The sequence below is a fragment of the Rhizobium sophoriradicis genome (assembly GCF_025200795.1).
GTDB lineage: Bacteria > Pseudomonadota > Alphaproteobacteria > Rhizobiales > Rhizobiaceae > Rhizobium > Rhizobium sophoriradicis.
On record NZ_CP104153.1, the window covers coordinates 596,074 to 612,296 of the forward strand.

Annotated in this window: 14 protein-coding genes; 11 read left to right on the forward strand and 3 right to left on the reverse strand. The window is 58.9% G+C overall.

What is annotated here, in order from left to right:
• Positions 1-423 precede the first annotated feature (423 nt).
• Entirely contained in the window at positions 424-1,470 is a 1,047-nt protein-coding gene (locus N2597_RS24760; protein ID WP_183595960.1) for a LacI family DNA-binding transcriptional regulator, read from the reverse strand.
• A 169-nt stretch (positions 1,471-1,639) separates the two neighbouring features.
• Between N2597_RS24760 and N2597_RS24765 the strand changes: the two genes are divergently transcribed.
• The 6 genes from N2597_RS24765 (at position 1,640) to N2597_RS24790 (ending at position 9,157) form a co-directional block, all read left to right on the forward strand.
• Positions 1,640-2,899, forward strand: coding sequence for an ABC transporter substrate-binding protein (locus N2597_RS24765; RefSeq protein ID WP_183595962.1), 1,260 nt, complete (start codon positions 1,640-1,642; stop codon positions 2,897-2,899).
• Positions 2,900-2,967: 68 nt separating this feature from the next.
• Positions 2,968-3,849 (forward strand): carbohydrate ABC transporter permease, encoded by an 882-nt coding sequence (locus N2597_RS24770; protein WP_040112989.1) that lies wholly within the window; start codon positions 2,968-2,970, stop codon positions 3,847-3,849.
• The gene (locus tag N2597_RS24775) at positions 3,842-4,678 is read left to right on the forward strand and encodes a carbohydrate ABC transporter permease (RefSeq protein WP_010053991.1); all 837 of its coding nucleotides are present in this window, start codon (positions 3,842-3,844) and stop codon (positions 4,676-4,678) included. Before N2597_RS24770 ends, N2597_RS24775 begins: the two co-directional genes overlap by 8 nt.
• 10 nt (positions 4,679-4,688) lie before the next feature.
• Positions 4,689-5,831 (forward strand): ABC transporter ATP-binding protein, encoded by a 1,143-nt coding sequence (locus tag N2597_RS24780; protein WP_077994229.1) that lies wholly within the window; start codon positions 4,689-4,691, stop codon positions 5,829-5,831.
• 103 nt (positions 5,832-5,934) lie between these two features.
• Positions 5,935-7,287 (forward strand): NosD domain-containing protein, encoded by a 1,353-nt coding sequence (locus N2597_RS24785; protein ID WP_183595964.1) that lies wholly within the window; start codon positions 5,935-5,937, stop codon positions 7,285-7,287.
• A 181-nt stretch (positions 7,288-7,468) separates the two neighbouring features.
• On the forward strand, positions 7,469-9,157 hold the full coding sequence (locus tag N2597_RS24790) for a glycoside hydrolase family protein (RefSeq protein WP_040143047.1): 1,689 nt from the start codon (positions 7,469-7,471) through the stop codon (positions 9,155-9,157).
• Positions 9,158-9,311: 154 nt separating this feature from the next.
• Here N2597_RS24790 and N2597_RS24795 read toward each other — a convergent pair whose 3' ends face one another.
• Positions 9,312-10,004, reverse strand: a complete 693-nt coding sequence (locus N2597_RS24795; protein ID WP_040143050.1) for a GntR family transcriptional regulator — start codon at positions 10,002-10,004, stop codon at positions 9,312-9,314.
• Between the two features lie 142 nt (positions 10,005-10,146).
• Here N2597_RS24795 and N2597_RS24800 point away from each other — a divergent pair, with 142 nt between their 5' ends.
• Genes N2597_RS24800 through N2597_RS24820 form a run of 5 tightly spaced genes read left to right on the forward strand, consistent with a single transcriptional unit; the run spans position 10,147 to position 15,416 of the window.
• A complete protein-coding gene (locus tag N2597_RS24800) occupies positions 10,147-11,151 on the forward strand; it encodes an ABC transporter substrate-binding protein (protein ID WP_040112994.1) in 1,005 nt (334 codons plus the stop codon).
• 58 nt (positions 11,152-11,209) lie between these two features.
• Positions 11,210-12,028, forward strand: coding sequence for an ABC transporter ATP-binding protein (locus N2597_RS24805; RefSeq protein ID WP_051649998.1), 819 nt, complete (start codon positions 11,210-11,212; stop codon positions 12,026-12,028).
• Positions 12,029-12,032: 4 nt separating this feature from the next.
• Positions 12,033-12,902 (forward strand): ABC transporter permease, encoded by an 870-nt coding sequence (locus tag N2597_RS24810; protein WP_040112995.1) that lies wholly within the window; start codon positions 12,033-12,035, stop codon positions 12,900-12,902.
• Between the two features lie 38 nt (positions 12,903-12,940).
• Complete coding sequence (gene araD, locus N2597_RS24815) at positions 12,941-14,677, forward strand: L-arabinonate dehydratase (RefSeq protein ID WP_183595966.1); 1,737 nt, start codon at positions 12,941-12,943, stop codon at positions 14,675-14,677.
• Between the two features lie 13 nt (positions 14,678-14,690).
• Positions 14,691-15,416 (forward strand): ribonuclease activity regulator RraA, encoded by a 726-nt coding sequence (locus N2597_RS24820; RefSeq protein ID WP_040143052.1) that lies wholly within the window; start codon positions 14,691-14,693, stop codon positions 15,414-15,416.
• 47 nt (positions 15,417-15,463) lie between these two features.
• Here the strand turns inward: N2597_RS24820 and N2597_RS24825 are convergent, their stop codons facing one another.
• Positions 15,464-16,186: a response regulator transcription factor gene (locus N2597_RS24825; RefSeq protein WP_040112998.1), complete on the reverse strand. Its 723-nt coding sequence runs from the start codon at positions 16,184-16,186 to the stop codon at positions 15,464-15,466.
• Positions 16,187-16,223 lie beyond the last annotated feature (37 nt).

The window sequence follows — 16,223 nt, forward strand, 5'->3', positions numbered from 1 at the left end:
CGGCTACGTGCGACTGGCTCACGGAAGGATTTTATGAACGATCCAGCGGTGATCGAATGCCATAAGGCTGGGCTGGCAAAGCTTAACGCTACCGAGTGAGGCGTTAATCATCGTCTCAAAGCTAAATCCCAAGCGTGCCCTGATCTGATCTTGCAATCCGGACCAGCCACTCAGATTCCGCCTGGACGGCCTGCCGGGATGGAGGCTACGTGACATTTCCTTTGCAGAGATCCGGACCTTCCAACTTATTCGTGGAGAATCTAACCCCAAGCGAATCTGCGTAATGCACGTTTTGGAACATTCTCGCCAAGCAGCCTGGTGGTTCAGTTTCTATCTGCCTGAAGACGTGCCATATGCTGCCGAATTCTCATCGCTTTGCCTTGCCACTTACGCGCTGGAAAAACGCCCGAATTGATCGCTGATCTAAGCGTTCCTGCCGCTTGGGATCAAACTAACGGATTGTACCGACGTTCGCTCTACGAGCTTGCAAGGCACAACGCGACTGCTCGGACGAGCCTTGTTTCCCGCGACCACGCTATTCAACAATTCCGCCCCTTCCAGACCTAAATCGTAATATGGCAAGGCCGCAGTGGTCAGTTCCGGCTTCAGCGCCAGGGAAACAGTCCGGAAATCGTCAAAGCCGACAATACTGACGTCCTCGGGGATGCGCAGACCCAATGCCATTGCTGCTATGTAGATCTGGATCGTCATTTCGTCGTTGCCGCTCATGATTGCGGTCGGCCGATCCTTTTGTTGCAGCATTTCTGTGGCGACGGCAAAAACGTAATTCTTCTCCGCTCCAACCGGTCCTTCCATGCCCAGACGGACACTCAGGTCGGTCTCAGCAAGGCCAAAGTCTGCAGCGGTTTTCCGGAAGGCATCGAGGCGCAGCTGCGCACCCAGCAAGATGGGATTGAGCCGGATGTAGCCGATCTTTCGATGACCCCGGTCAAGCAGATAGCGGGTAAGATCTTGCGCGCCTTGGTAGTCATCCGGCTCGATCGACGGCAACAGTTCCTGCGTTTGAGGCCTGCAGTTGATCATGACCGTCGGAATTCGCACGTCGCCTGCCTCAGGATCCACGGTGCGACGATACATTGTCACATAAAGAACCCCGTCAATCCGGTGGGACTGGAACATTTTCCAGATTTCAGCCTCTCTCTTAGACGAGGCACCTGTATTGGCCATGAGAATGGTCTTACCATTCGCATTTGCCCAATCCTGTATTCCCCGCACAATGTCGACCGAATAGGGCGTGGTAGACACATAATCTGTGATGATGCCGAAAGCGTTGGAGCGGCTCGACCTTATGAGGCGCGCGGCCATGTTCGGGATGTAGCCGAGATCCCGAATAGCCTTTTCCACACGCTCCCGTGTTTCCTCCGTCACGTAAGGCTCGCCGTTAATGACTCGGGAGACTGTCTTATTCGAAACCCCGGCCGCCTTCGCGACACTGATAATGCTGACCATGTCCCGCCATCTCCTTGTAGGCAACCGTTCTAAACCAGATGGCTGACAACGTCGACATATTTTTATGACAACGTCGACATCGCGTGTTGACAACGTCGTCATACCGAGACTATGTTCCAGGAATGCAAGGGTGCTGACGTCAGCGCCCGGGCGAGCAAGGGAGGAATCAATGAAGAAATTGCTTGGTGCCAGCGCGCTTGCGCTCATCTTCATGGCGGCCGCAGCGAAGGCCGAAACCATCAACATCCTTGTCGAAGGCGGCGGCGAGATGCTGCAGAAGGCCGCGGCCGAGAAATTCACCAAAGAAACCGGCATTGAGGTCAAATTCACCATCGTTCCCTATCAGGGCGTGTTCGACAAGTTCTCTGCCGAGATCGCCTCCGGCTCGTCGGCATTCGATATCGTGGCCATCGACGTCGTCTGGAACGCAAAGTTCGCGAGCCACGTCGAGGATCTTTCTCCCCTCTTCACCGACGCAGTGCGCAAGGATTTGCCGCCGGCTTTGCTTGCCAACGCAAAGGTTGGCGACAAAATGATCGGAATGCCCGCGTGGGCGAATGCCGAGATCGTCTTCTATCGCAAGGACCTCTTCGATAAGCCTGAGGAAAAGGAAGCGTTCCAGGCAAAGTTTGGGTATCCCCTTGCGCCGCCCAAGACCTGGCAGCAATGGCGTGACATGGCGAAATATTTCACGCGCGACACTGACGGCGACGGCAAGGTCGACTTCTGGGGCACCGACACCATCGGCACCTTCTCGGAAGAATGGATGGCGCATGTGCTGCAGGCGGGCTCGCCCGGTGTGATCCTTGACAAGGCTGGCAATGTCATCATCGACAACGAGGCGCACAAGAAGGCCCTCGAGTTCTATATAGCGCCGCACTGCACCGATCATTCGGTTCCTGATAACGTCAACGAAATCGGCTGGGGCGAGGCCCAAAATCTGTTCTATCAGGGCAAGACAGCGATGATGAAATTCTGGGCGCACGCCTACAAGATGACGCCTGAGGATTCCAAGGTCAGCGGCAAAGTCGGCGTCGCTCCGATGTTGGCCGGTGATGCAGGCATCGCCGCTATTCCGGGTCCGTGGTACAATGTCATTCCTTCGGCATCCCAGCATAAGGATGCGGCGAAAAAGTTCATCGCTTTCGCAATCGCCAACAACGGATTGGGCATCGAAGCCAAGCTCGGCCTTGCCGCGACAAACTCGGCCTATAACAGCTACGCCGGCAAGCCCGGCTATGAGCATTTCAAGCCGCTGCTTGAAACGTTGGGCGCGCCGGCAACACAAGGCCGGCCGATGAACGAAAAATATCAGGAAATCGTCGACGAGGCTGTCTTGCCGGCCGTGCAGCAGGCGCTGACATGCAAGGCGGACGTCGGAGACGTGCTGACGGAAGCCAAGGAAACGATCGAGGATATCCTCAACTAGTCCGACTTTTCCTCAACATCGCGGGAGGTTCATTTCACGTCCCGCGCCATCAGCTTTCGGAGACGAACATGTCGGATGAAAACCGATTTGTGCTCTGCATGCTCGCGCCCGCGGTTGCGATCCTCGGCTTGTTGGTCGCCTACCCCGTGGGGCTGCTGATCTTCGATTCCTTCTTCAAGGTCGAAACGATCACGCCTCACATCCGCGAATGGGTTGGGCTGCAGAACTATGTCGATGCCTTGACCTCGAAGCGCGTCGCCGAAAGCGCTCTGCGGACGCTTCGGTATTCGGTCTTCGCACTCTTCTTCGAGTTCACCTTCGGCTTCTGCGCCGCATTGTTGTTCTCGGCCATGGTGGGCCAGTCGCGTTGGCACCGCACGATCTTTGCTCTGCCGCTGATGGTGCCGCCGATCGTCGCCGGCCTACTGTGGCGGTTCCTGCTGGTCGGCAATATCGGCATCCTGAACTACGGGCTGGTTCGCCTGGGGTTGATCAGCGACCCCAACGAGATTGCTTGGCTCTCCAGCGAGGATATCGTCATCTATTCCGTATCCTTCGCCGACATATGGCTGACGACCTCCTTTGTCGCACTCGTGTCCTATGCAGGGTTGACGAACATCCCCAAGGATCTGCTCGAGGCGGCGCGGATCGACGGAGCGAACGCGCTCAAGCGGTTCTGGCATGTCACCCTGCCGCTGATGCGGCCGGTCATTGCCGTCGTGGTCATCGTGCGGGGCGTGGATGCCGCCAAGACGTTCGATCTGATCTGGATCCAGACGCAGGGCGGTCCCCGCCATGCCTCGGAAGTGTTTTCGATGAACATCTATCAGCGCATGGTTCGGTTTGGTGATCTCGGCGAGGCCTCCGCATCCGGTACGCTGTTCCTCCTCGTCATGATGGTTCTGGCCGGCATTGCCTATTGGAAGATCTGGAGGCCGGCCCATGCATAGAGCGTCTCGCCCCAATGTCAGCGGAGTCCTGATCAACGCCGCAGCCTTGGTGCTCGTGCTGTCCTACGCGCTGCCTTACATCTATTTGCTGATGACCTCGATCAAGCCGGCGGCCGATGTCCAGCAGATCCCGCCGAGCTTCTTTCCCGCCGCCATATCGTTCGAGAATTTTCGGGAAGTCTTGCAATCGTCGACACTTCCGAGGGCGTTCGCCAACTCCCTCACGGTGGCGGTACTAACGACCGCGCTTTCGCTGCTGGTGGCGGTGCCGGCCGCCTACGTTGCCACCCAGTATCGTCGCCGGATCACGACACTTTTCCTGCTCTTTGCCCTGGTCACGCGCATGGTGCCGTCGGTCTCGCTGGGCGTGCCGCTATTTCAGCTTTTGAAGTCCATGGGTCTGCTCGACACCATTCCAGGGCTGGTTCTCGCGCATACTTCGGCCGCTGTGCCACTGGCGCTGTTGCTGATGTCCGCATTTTTCGAAGGCGTGCCCAGGGAACTAGAAGAAGCCGCGCGCATGGATGGCTGCACAAGGTTCCAGGCCTTTCGCAAGATCATCCTTCCGATCATGACCGGCGGGATCGCGGTGACCGCGCTCTTTACGTTCATCACCAGCTGGAACGAGTTCCTCTACGCACTGCTGCTGACGTCTGAATCGACCAAGACGGCCCCGATTGTCATTGCCGAATACAATTCCGTCTATGGACTTGCCTGGGGCGCGATGACGGCCGCCGCGGTGCTCTATTCACTGCCCGTCATCATCGTAACGCTCGCACTTCAAAAGCAGATCGTCGGCGGGCTGACGTTCGGCGCTGTGAAGGGATGAGGAGACCAGCATGGCCGGTATAAAACTGCGCAATATCAACAAGATCTACGGAAACAGCTTTCACGCTCTGCATGATCTCAGCTTCGACATCAGGGACGGCGAGTTCATGGTGTTTGTCGGTCCGTCGGGTTGTGGGAAGTCGACAGCGCTCAGAATGATTGCAGGCCTGGAGAACATTTCCAGCGGTGAACTTAAGATCGGTGACCGGGTCGTAAACAATGTCGATCCCAAGGACCGTGACATTGCCATGGTCTTCCAATCCTACGCGCTCTATCCGCATAAGACGGTGCGCGAAAACGTCGCCTTTCCCTTGCTGATGGCCAGACTGCCCAAGGCCGAGATCGACAGCCGGGTGAACGAGGCCGCGCGCGTTCTCGAGCTGACGGCATTGCTCGACCGGAAACCGGCGCTTCTCTCTGGTGGGCAGCGCCAGCGCGTCGCGATGGGGCGGGCGATCGTCCGCAAGCCGGCAGCCTTCCTGATGGATGAACCATTGTCGAACCTCGATGCCAAGCTGCGCGTGCAGATGCGGGCCGAGATCGCCAGCCTGCAAAGAAAACTGAATGTCACCACCATTTATGTGACCCACGACCAGGTCGAGGCGATGACGATGGGTGACCGCGTCGCCGTCATGAAAGGCGGCGTGCTGCAGCAAGTCGACACACCGCAAAACCTCTACAATCGCCCTGACAACGTCTTTGTCGCCGCCTTCATCGGATCACCCTCGATGAACTTGTACGAGGCCGTTTTGAATGGCAGGACGCTGACCCTGGGCAACAACAGTTTCGAAATCCCTGACCGGGTTTTCGAATATCGCCCCTCGCTCAACGCTGCATCCAACCGTCGGGTCATTGTCGGTATCCGGCCCGAGCACATGAACGACGCTGCAATCCGGCCTTCTTCGGCCGAGATCGCGGCCCCGGTCACTCTAGTCGAGGCGCTGGGTTCTGAATCCATGGTGCACCTGAATATCGACGCGCCTTGGGTGGATGCCGGCGACCCGGACGCCATTGCCGACATCGGCAACGATAAAACTGCTGTCGCCCGTTTTTCTCCGAAGAGCACAGTCCGCGCCGGTGACGTTGCGCGCATCGCTATCGATGCGGAAGAACTTCACTTCTTTAGGCCTGACACCCGCACCAGCATCTGGTGATCAAAAACAGAGAGCTGCTTGAACGCATTTTCCCAGGCGTCTTGCGAGCAACCATCAGTCTACTCTCGCTGTGGAGTAAGAAATGTCCGAGGAGACATTAACAATGGCTAGCGAAAACTGCTTCGATGTCACGAAATATCCCGCAGGGAACCCCTATGAGGATATTGGAGCGGTCATCAACAGCATCATTGCCGATATCAAAAGACGGCAACCGGTATCCGATCTGAATGACGGCGGAAAACCCGGAGCGGTTATCTATATACCGCCAGGCGATTACCGGCTTGTCACTCAAGTCGTTATCGACGTGAGCTATCTGAAGATCGTGGGCTCCGGCCATGGTTTTACGTCTTCGAGCATTCGTTTCAACGTACCCGCAAACGAGCTGAGACTCTGGCATGAAGTGTGGCCGGGCGGAAGTCGGGTCCTCGTCGACACATCTCCAGTGGCCGCCGACGGTGAGGCCGCAGGAGCCGCGTTTTATGTTAAGCGCACCGGAAATCCTCGCATAAGTTCGGTGGAGTTTGCTGACTTCTGCATCGACGGCTTGCACTTCATTGACGATGGTTCGGGGCGAGATGACGCAGAAAATACATACAAGAACGGCAAAACCGGAATCTATGTCGGCAGCGCCAACGACTCATTCCGAATAACCGGGATGGGTCTTATCTATCTGGAGCATGGAGTTACTGTTCATGATGCAGATGCGCTCGCGATAGATAACAATTTCATTGCCGAGTGCGGCAACTGTATCGAATTGAAAGGTATGGGGCAGGCGTCAAGAATAGCGAATAATTTCGTTGGAGCCGGCTACAGGGGCCATTCCATCTTCGCCGAAAACTATGGGGGTATTCTGATATCCTCAAACAATGTATTCCCCAGGGGAGCCAGCAGCATCTATTTTTCCGGCGTCGTCCGTTCCTCGGTTACCGCAAATAGATTCCACTCCTTTTATCCCGGAATGTTGGTTCTTGCCGATAACTGCTGCGAGAATTTGGTCTCCTCCAATCACCTTTTGCGAGATCGCGAACCATGGGCGCCCATGCAGAAGTACGACAACGGGCTGGATGATCTGTTCGGACTTCTACGAATCGACGGGAGCAACAACTCGGTCATCGCAAACCACATCTCGGAAACGATTGATACTCAGTATATCAAGCCGATCGCCGCAAAGCCTGTGATTATCAACCTGGTTTCCGGGAGCGGAAATTACATCGCCAATAATCACATCGTGGCCACGACCGAAAAGTCGCAAAGCAGCGATGCACCCGAAAGTGCCTGCTTTTCAACACAAGTGGGCGCCTTGCTTTCAACGAGCAATTTAGAGACGCTCGAAGTCACGGCGGTGAAGGTCCAAGAGGGCTCCGTACGGAACACAGTGCTCGATTCAGGCAGTGACGAACAGGTTCAGTTGGATAGGACAATGAACGCGTTTCGGGCCACTCCAGCCATAGGATAGCCATAGCGGCTCCCGTGCTCAGATCGTCGGCCTCGGACCTTGAGCGCGACCGTTCCTCATCCTTGATCGGACACCAAGCGAAAAGAGAAAACTGAAATGCCACCTCAGTCACTGGCCGCGGTCGCGGCCAGATAGCGACCGTGCGCCGGGGCGGTGACCATTCACTTTGTGGAGGAACAGCATGCGAAGGCAGAAAATGCGATTGGCGCTTGGGACGCGCGTTGAATTCTGGGCGACATCGAAGGAACCGAGCTCAGACGAATTCCAATTTCGCATTCTGCAGGGGGACCAGCTCTTGTGGGGGGTGAAACGCTTCTCGGAGTTTTCGGAATTTTACAGCTACCATCATCGTGAAGCGGGTGAGGTGGAGTTCGAATGGGATGAAGGCAGAACAGACTTCACCTGGGCCTATGCTTACAATCCACGGACAGTCTCAAAGACCGGAATCACTGTTTTGGAATTCGGTGAACACTTGGTGGAGCGCACCGGACCCGAAATCGACGGCTGGTGTACAGCCGACCCGCAACGGCCACGCCTGCACTTCTCGCCAGTCAAAAACTGGATGAATGATCCCAACGGGTTGTGCAAGGTTGGCGATGTCTGGCATCTGTTTTACCAGTTCCATCCGGGCGGCACGGATTGGGGCCCGATGCATTGGGGGCATGCGACCAGCCACGACCTATGTGCGTGGCTTCACATGCCGGTCTTCTTGCGACCGGAACAGAATCTCGCCCGCCTCGGTGCGACCGGTGGTGCGTTCTCGGGGAGCGCGTTTAAGGATCGGGACGGAAAGATAAAGTTCTATTATACGGAGCGCCTGCCCGCCTACGATCTCTTCGCAGATTACCGCGAAGTCCAGAAGATCGCCGAACCAGGCCGCAACCTCATCAACGCCGAGCGGATCGCGACCGTGCTGGAGATCCGTCCGGAAGGCGTGAAGCATGATTTCCGAGATCCTAAAGTCTGGTGGGACGACGCAGCCAATGCCTATCGGATGATCCTGGGTGCATCGATATATGGCGATCCGGCGGTGCTGCTTTATGGCTCCGAGGATGGACTGGAATGGCAGTATCTGGGGCCACTTTACCGCGCGCCCGTCAATTTCCGCGAAGAAGGCGCCCGCGCCGTGGAATGTCCCGACTTCTTTCGGCTGGAGGACAAGTGGGTTTTTGTGATGGGCTTTGTGGGCCATATCGAACCAACGACACGGCGCCACAATCTCCTCTACGCCCTGATCGGCGAGTTTATCGACGATCGCTTCGTGCCTGATACGCCCGAGCTGCAACTGCTGGATTTCGGCACTGACTATTACGCGATGCAGAGTTTTGAAGCCGAAGGGCGGCAAATTGCCTTTGCATGGCTTTTCAACTGGGAATACCGCAAGCCAGAGGGTTCAGCCTATTCCGGCGAAATGTCCTTGCCCCGTGTTCTAACTCTCAGTGAAGACAAGAAGAAGATATGCATGCTGCCGGCGCACGAGGTCGACGAGCGCTATGTCGCCATCCCTCTCGCCCCGAACCAGAGCGGCGGTTACGCACTGCCCGGCGGTCCGATCGAGATCCGGCTTTCCGGATCGCTGCAGGGCAGCAAACTTGTCGCGACGGCGGGCGGCGAACTTGCTTTCGAGGTGGGCGTCGCCGACGGCATCCTTTCGATCCGGCTCGCCCAGGATGATGGCGCGATTCAATACGTGGCGGAGCTTGGCAGCGGGAGGGATCTTCGTCTGTTTCATGACCGCGGAATCGTCGAGATATTCGCCGATGGCGGAGCGGTTTGTGGAACCCGCCGCGGCTACGTAAATATAGAACCCGATCGACTGGAAATCTCATCCTCTGCATTAGCGCAGGTATTTGAAAGGCATTCGGAATGATTCTTTGCTGTGGCGAAGCAATGATCGATATGCTTTCCACGTCAGCGAAAGCCGGAGGACGGGCTTCGTTCCTCATGCCGCCAGGTCCGTCTTCGGCAGATGCGGGAGCATTTCCTCTTGAAAGCTTGCGATAGCGAGGCTGATCGTTCGAACGTCAGCCGCGAATATAATTCGGGTATTGGGCCCGGATCACATCGATGATCGACAGCGTGCCGGACAGATGTTTTCGGAGCGCCGCCGTCGCTGCTTCGGGCTTACCCGACGCGATGGCGTCGACGATTGCTTCGTGGTCGGCGAGGACCGTCTGCATCTTGCCCGGCATCGGGAGGTTGAGGCGCCGCAACCGGTCGAGATGCACGCTCTGGCGCCTGACATTGGACCAAAGCTGCAATATGCCTGCTTTCTCGTAGATCTTCCGGTGAAAATCGCGGTCGATTTCGTCGAAGATGTCATAGGTCTCCGGGGACCCAACTGCCTTCTGCCGCGTCAAAATCTCGCGCAGGTCCGCCGCCGTCTCGGCCGGCGACTCCTCGGTCAGCCGCCGCACCGCCTCAAGTTCGATCGATAGTCGCAGAAACTGCGCCTGCCGCGCATGGTCGGTGTCGATCTTGGCGACAACAGTCGCATATTGCGGATAGACTTCGACAAGTCCTTCTTCCTGAAGCCGCATCAGGGCATCGCGCACAGGCGTCTGGCTCACGCCGAATTCCAGTTGCAGCGAGGCGCGCGACAAGACTGTCCCCGGCGCAAGCTCCACCGTCAATATCCTTGCCCGCAATATCTCGTGGATCTGCAGCGCCACCTGTCGTGACCGATCCAACTGGCTTTCCCGAACCATTCCGCTCATGTCTCTGCCCTGTTTCCGCGTCGTCAAATCGACTAAACCACATTTTTTGGCTTGATGCACTGATGCATTAGTGCTTCAATGACCAAATCCGCCTCGGGAAAGGCGGCAGAGGGCTGAGGCCCGCATCCTTTGGGAGGACCAGATGCAAATTCTAAAACATTGTCTTGTGGCCGCGGCGCTGACACTCGGCCTTTGCTCGGCCGGCCAGGCGCAGGAGAAGACCGCTATTTCGATTACCCGCCAGCCGGGCATTCTCTATCTCGCCAGCCATGTCATGGAGACCCAGAAGCTGATCGAAAAGCATGCGGCGGCCGATGGCGTGGCCGATGTGACTGTCGAATGGCGGACCTTCAGCGGCGGCGGGGCTCAGACCGATGCCTTGCTTGCCGGCAATGTCGACATCGTCAATACCGGCACCGGCAACCTGCTTCTGCTTTGGGATCGCACCAGGGGAAAGGTGAAGGGGATCATCACCAGCTCCGCGCAGCCGGTGATCATGGTCAGCAATGATCCGCGCATCAAGTCGCTGAAGGACATTACGCCGTCCGACAAGATCGCCGTGCCGACGGTCGGCGTGTCCACGCAGGCGATCCTGCTGCAGATGGCGGCGGCGAAGATGTTAGGTGAGGACAAGGTCAAGACATTCGATCCGAACACCGTTCAGCTCGGACATCCGGACGCGGTTGCGGCAATTGCCAATCCGAACCACGAGGTGAAGAACCATTTCGCAGCGCCGCCTTTCCAATATATCGAGCTGAAGCAGCAGGGTGTGCACAGGGTCACCGATTCCAAGGAGATCCTGGGCGGTGCGCTGACCCAGGCGACCTTCTTCACCACCACGACATTCGCCGACGCCAACCCGAAGATCGTCAAGGCGCTGCGCGAGGCGACGGAAGAAGCGGTCGCCTTCATCAAGAAGGATCCCAAGGCCGCCCTCGAAGCCTACAAGACAGTGTCGGGCGACAAAACCAGCCTCGATGATCTGCTCGCCATGCTGAAAGAGCCGGGCATGGATGAATGGCGCACCGACCCGCAGGGCACGATGAAATTTGCCGAGCACCTGCACAAGATCGGTACGCTCAAGACCATGCCGAAGGCCTGGACCGACTATTACCTGCCCGACTCCGCCTACCTCAACGGCAATTGACGGCACCAGGGCGGCGGCGCTTCAGAGCCGCCGCCCCCCTCTTCAAGGAGTAATTCCAATGCTTCAGGCCATTGCCCGCACGGGCAACGAGACCGCACCGGCGGCCGAGAGAGAGCCCCTCCTCAAGGTCGATAACGTCACGCTGCGCTACAAGACCCCGAACCTGCTGGTCACGGCCACCGAGGGCGTCAGTTTCTCCGTCAGCCAATCCGACAGGTTCGTGCTGCTCGGTCCGTCCGGCTGCGGCAAGTCAACGCTTCTGAAAGCGGTCGGCGGCTACATGACTCCATCGGCAGGTTCCATCCATATCAACGGGCGCCAGGTGAAGTGTCCGGGGCCCGACCGCATGATGGTCTTCCAGGAGTTCGACCAGCTAATGCCCTGGAAGACAGTGCTGGAGAACGTCATGTTTCCGCTGCTGGTCGCCCGCAAGCTGCCGAAGGGCGAAGCCGAGGCATTGGCGCGCGAATATATCGACAAGGTAAAGCTGACCCGCGCCGTCGACAGCTATCCCCACACCCTGTCCGGCGGCATGAAGCAGCGCGTCGCCATCGCCCGCGGCATGGCGATGCAGCCGGATATCCTCCTTATGGACGAGCCTTTCGCAGCGCTCGACGCGCTCACCCGCCGGCAGATGCAGGACGAGCTGCTCCAGCTTTGGGAGGACACCAAGTTCACCGTCATCTTCGTCACCCATTCGATTGCCGAAGCAATCAAGATCTCGAACCGGATCCTGCTCCTGTCGCCGCATCCGGGCAGGGTCAAGGCGGAAGTGGTGGATGTCGACAAGGTCAGCCACCAGGACGGCAGCGCCGCAGCGCTCGAGCGTGACATCCATAACCTGCTGTTCTCCTCGGAACCCGGCCACAAGGAATAAAGCCATGTTGTCCGCAAACATCATTCTTGCGCCCGATGTCGAGGCCGCGAAGCCCTACGACAACGTCAAACCGGTCGAACAGAGGCTCAGTGCATTCGAAACGCTCTGGGGCATCGGCGCACTGCGCAAGACATTGCTGATCGTCACGCTGGCGATCGTCTGGCAGCTCTACGCCTCCTATCTTGACAATCCCCTTCTATTCCCAACGCTCAGCGACACGATCATCACGCTGATCGACCGCTTCGCCGACGGCACGCTGCCGGCCCGCATCTGGACGACGCTGCAGATCCTATTCACCGGATATGCGCTCGGCACGGTGCTCGCCGCACTTCTGACCGTGCTTGCCATCAACACACGCATCGGTACGGATTTTCTCGAGACGATGACGGCGATGTTCAACCCGCTGCCGGCCATATCGCTGCTGCCGCTGGCGCTGATCTGGTTCGGCCTCGGCGCCTCCAGCCTCGTCTTCGTGCTGGTGCATTCGGTTCTCTGGGCAGTGGCGCTGAATACGCACTCCGGCTTCCTCGGGGTCTCGCGCACCTTGCGCATGGTCGGTGCAAACTATGGGCTGACGGGCATTTCCTATGTGCTGCGGATCCTTGTGCCGGCCGCCTTCCCCTCCATCCTCACCGGCCTGAAGATCGGCTGGGCCTTCGCCTGGCGCACGCTGATTGCCGCCGAGCTCGTCTTCGGCGTGTCCTCGGGCCAGGGAGGCCTTGGCTGGTTCATCTTCGAGAACCGTAACCTTCTCGATATTCCGGCAGTCTTCGCCGGGCTCTTGACCGTGATCATCATCGGCCTGATCGTCGAAAACCTGGTCTTCCAGACGATCGAGCGCCACACCATCCAGAAATGGGGAATGAAGGAATAGCCGCGAATACGGTTTTCCCATCCCGAGAAGGTATCCTCATGACACACAGAAAAACGCCGGACATGCTGCGAAGCGCGCGGTGGTTCGCGCCTGATGATCTGCGCAGCTTCGGCCACCGCTCGCGCATGATGCAGCTCGGCTATGCCGAAGAGGATTTTCGCGACAGGCCGATCATCGGCATCCTCAACACCTGGTCCGAGCTCAATACATGCCACTCCCACTTTAAGGAGCGTGTGCAGGACGTGAAGCGCGGCGTCTCGCAGGCCGGCGGCTTCCCCGTCGAAATGCCGTCGCTGTCGGTCGACGAAAGCTTCACGAAGCCCACCTCCATGCTCTATCGCAACATGCTGGCGATGGAGACGGAGGAGACGATCCGCTCGCATCCGCTCGACGGCGTCGTGCTGATGGGCGGCTGCGACAAGACCACGCCGGGTCTCGTCATGGGGGCGCTGTCGGCCGGCGTGCCGATGATCTACCTGCCCGCCGGGCCGATGCTGCGTGGCAACTATGCGGGCAAAATCCTCGGCTCCGGCTCGGACGCCTGGAAATATTGGGACGAGCGCCGCGCCGGCAACATCACCGATGCCGAGTGGCTCGGCGTTCAAGGCGGCATCGCCCGATCGGCCGGCACATGCATGACGATGGGCACTGCCAGCACGATGACGGCGATTGCCGATGCGATGGGCCTGACGCTGCCGGGCGCATCGTCCATTCCTGCCGTCGACGCCAATCACCAGCGGATGTCGGCAGTTTGCGGGCGCCGCGCCGTCGAGATGGTCTGGGAGGATCTGACGCCCGACCGGATCGTCACGGAAGCGGCATGCCGCAATGCCGCGATAGTCGCCATGGCCACCGGCTGTTCCACCAACGCCGTCGTCCACCTAATCGCGATGGCCAGGCGCGCCGGCATCAACCTGACGCTCGATGATCTCGACCTGCTTGGGCGGGTGACGCCGTTGATCGCCAATGTCCGCCCATCGGGGAAAGACTATCTGATGGAGGATTTCTTTTATGCGGGCGGCCTGCGGGCGCTGATGAAACAGCTCGAGGACCGGCTCGACCTGACAGCCCTGACCGTCACCGGAAAGACCATGGGCGAAAACCTGATGGGCGCGGAGGTCTATAACGACGATGTCATCCGGCCGCTTTCGAACCCGGTCTATCACCAGGGATCGCTCGCCGTCCTGCGCGGCAATCTCTGCCCGAACGGCGCCGTGATGAAGCCGGCGGCCTGCGATCCGAGATTTCATGTGCATCAGGGGCCGGCGCTGGTCTTCGACAGCTATCCTGAGATGAAGAAGGCGATCGATGACGAGTATCTCGACGTCACGCCCGACCACGTCCTTGTGCTGCGCAATGCCGGGCCGCTCGGCGGTCCGGGTTTTCCGGAATGGGGCATGCTGCCGATTCCGAAGGCGTTGATCAAGCAAGGTCATCGCGACATGCTGCGCATTTCCGATGCCCGCATGTCGGGCACGTCCTACGGCGCCTGCATTCTGCATGTGTCGCCGGAGAGCTATATCGGCGGCCCGCTGGCGCTGCTGCAGACCGGTGACATCGTGCGCCTCGATCTGCCCAGCCGCCGGCTCGACATGCTGGTGGACGAGGCCGAACTCGTTCGACGCCGAGATGCGTGGAAGGCGCCGGAGCCGCATTTCCAGCGTGGTTACGGCTGGATGTTCTCACGCCATGTGACGCAGGCCGACCAGGGCTGTGACTTCGATTTTCTTGAAACGGGTTTCGGCAAAAGCGCCGGCGAACCGGATATTTATTGAGGGAGGAATGGGAATGACCGATTATGTGCTGAGCGAGGCGACCCGGGCGAAGTTCAAGAAGATCTCGACGGCATCGATCGCCACTGCCCTCTTCAAGCGCGGCCTTCGAAACCAGTTCATCCAGGGTGTCGTGCCCGTGGCTCCCAAGGCGGAGGTGATGGTGGGACAGGCATTCACGCTGCGCTATATTCCCGCTCGCGAGGACCGCAATCCGATCACGGTCTTTCAGAACCCAAATCACCCGCAGAGAGTCGCGATGGAGACCTGCCCACCAGGGCAGGTGCTGGTGATGGATGCGCGCAAGGACGCAAGGGCTGCGACGGCCGGTTCCATCCTGATCACCCGGCTGGCGCTCCGCGGCGCGGCGGGCGTCGTCTCCGACGGCGGCTTTCGCGATGCCGAAGGGATCGGGGCGCTTGATATGCCGGCCTATTACGCCAAGCCGTCGGCGCCGACCAATCTGACTTTGCACGAGGCGCTCGATATCAATGTGCCGATTTCCTGCGGTGATGTCGCCGTGTTTCCGGGCGACGTCCTGGTCGGCGACCGCGACGGCGTCATGGTCATCCCGGCCCATCTGGCTGAAGAACTCGCGGATGAATGCGCGAATATGGAAAGCTACGAGGACTTCGTCCTCGAGCAGGTCAAGGCGGGCGAGACTATCATCGGCCTCTACCCCTGCACCAAGGAGGAACATCGGCAGAAATATCAGGCCTGGCAAAAAGAAAACGGCCGCTGAGTTTGCCCGAAGGGAGCCCGTGTTTCGAACCGAGGCCCCGCCCCCGGTTATTTTCCGTCAAGCCACTCTTGCAGTTCCGCCTCGGCCCGTTCCAATGCGCTGTAATTCAGCAGCTTGCGTAACAACGCAACGGTCACGGCGCGGGCGCGCAGGTTGAAGCGGCCGTCTTCGTGATCGTCGCCGGCCGCCTGATACACGTCGAGCTTGTCATAGAGCTGCTGCAGCCGGTTCTGCACGCTGCGCAGCGACAGGCCACGGCGTTTGGCGATAGCACGGTCCGTCAGGCCGAGCGCGATATCGACGAGGATCTCGTATTCGGAATCGGTGAAGCCGTTTGTCTGGCCGAGGCTCTTCTGCTGCAGGCCCCGCACTTCGCGGTCGATGACGCATTGGCTCTCGATGAAGATCGATCGCAGGGCAAGCTTCAGCCGCTCGTCGGAAGCTGATTTCAGCACATAGCCATAGGCCGCGCCATCCGGCACGATGCGCGAGACGCCGCGCACATAGGCCTCGTCCGAATAGTTCGACCAGAAGAGGATGCGTGTCTCCGGCCGCTCCTTCCAGATTGTGCGCGCCGCCTCTATGCCGTTCCTATTGGCCATCTGCAGATCCATGACGATATGCGCCGACTTATGGTCGCGGGCAAGCTTCTCGCCGGCGGTCCCATTCTCCGCCTCGATGATCGTATCGCATTCCGGCAGGGCGGCATTAACCGCCTCGTGCAGGTAGGACCGGTGCAACGGGTCGTCCTCGACGATCAGAACCTTCATTTCGCCTCGCTCCTCAGTTTGGTTCGTCCGCCGGCCC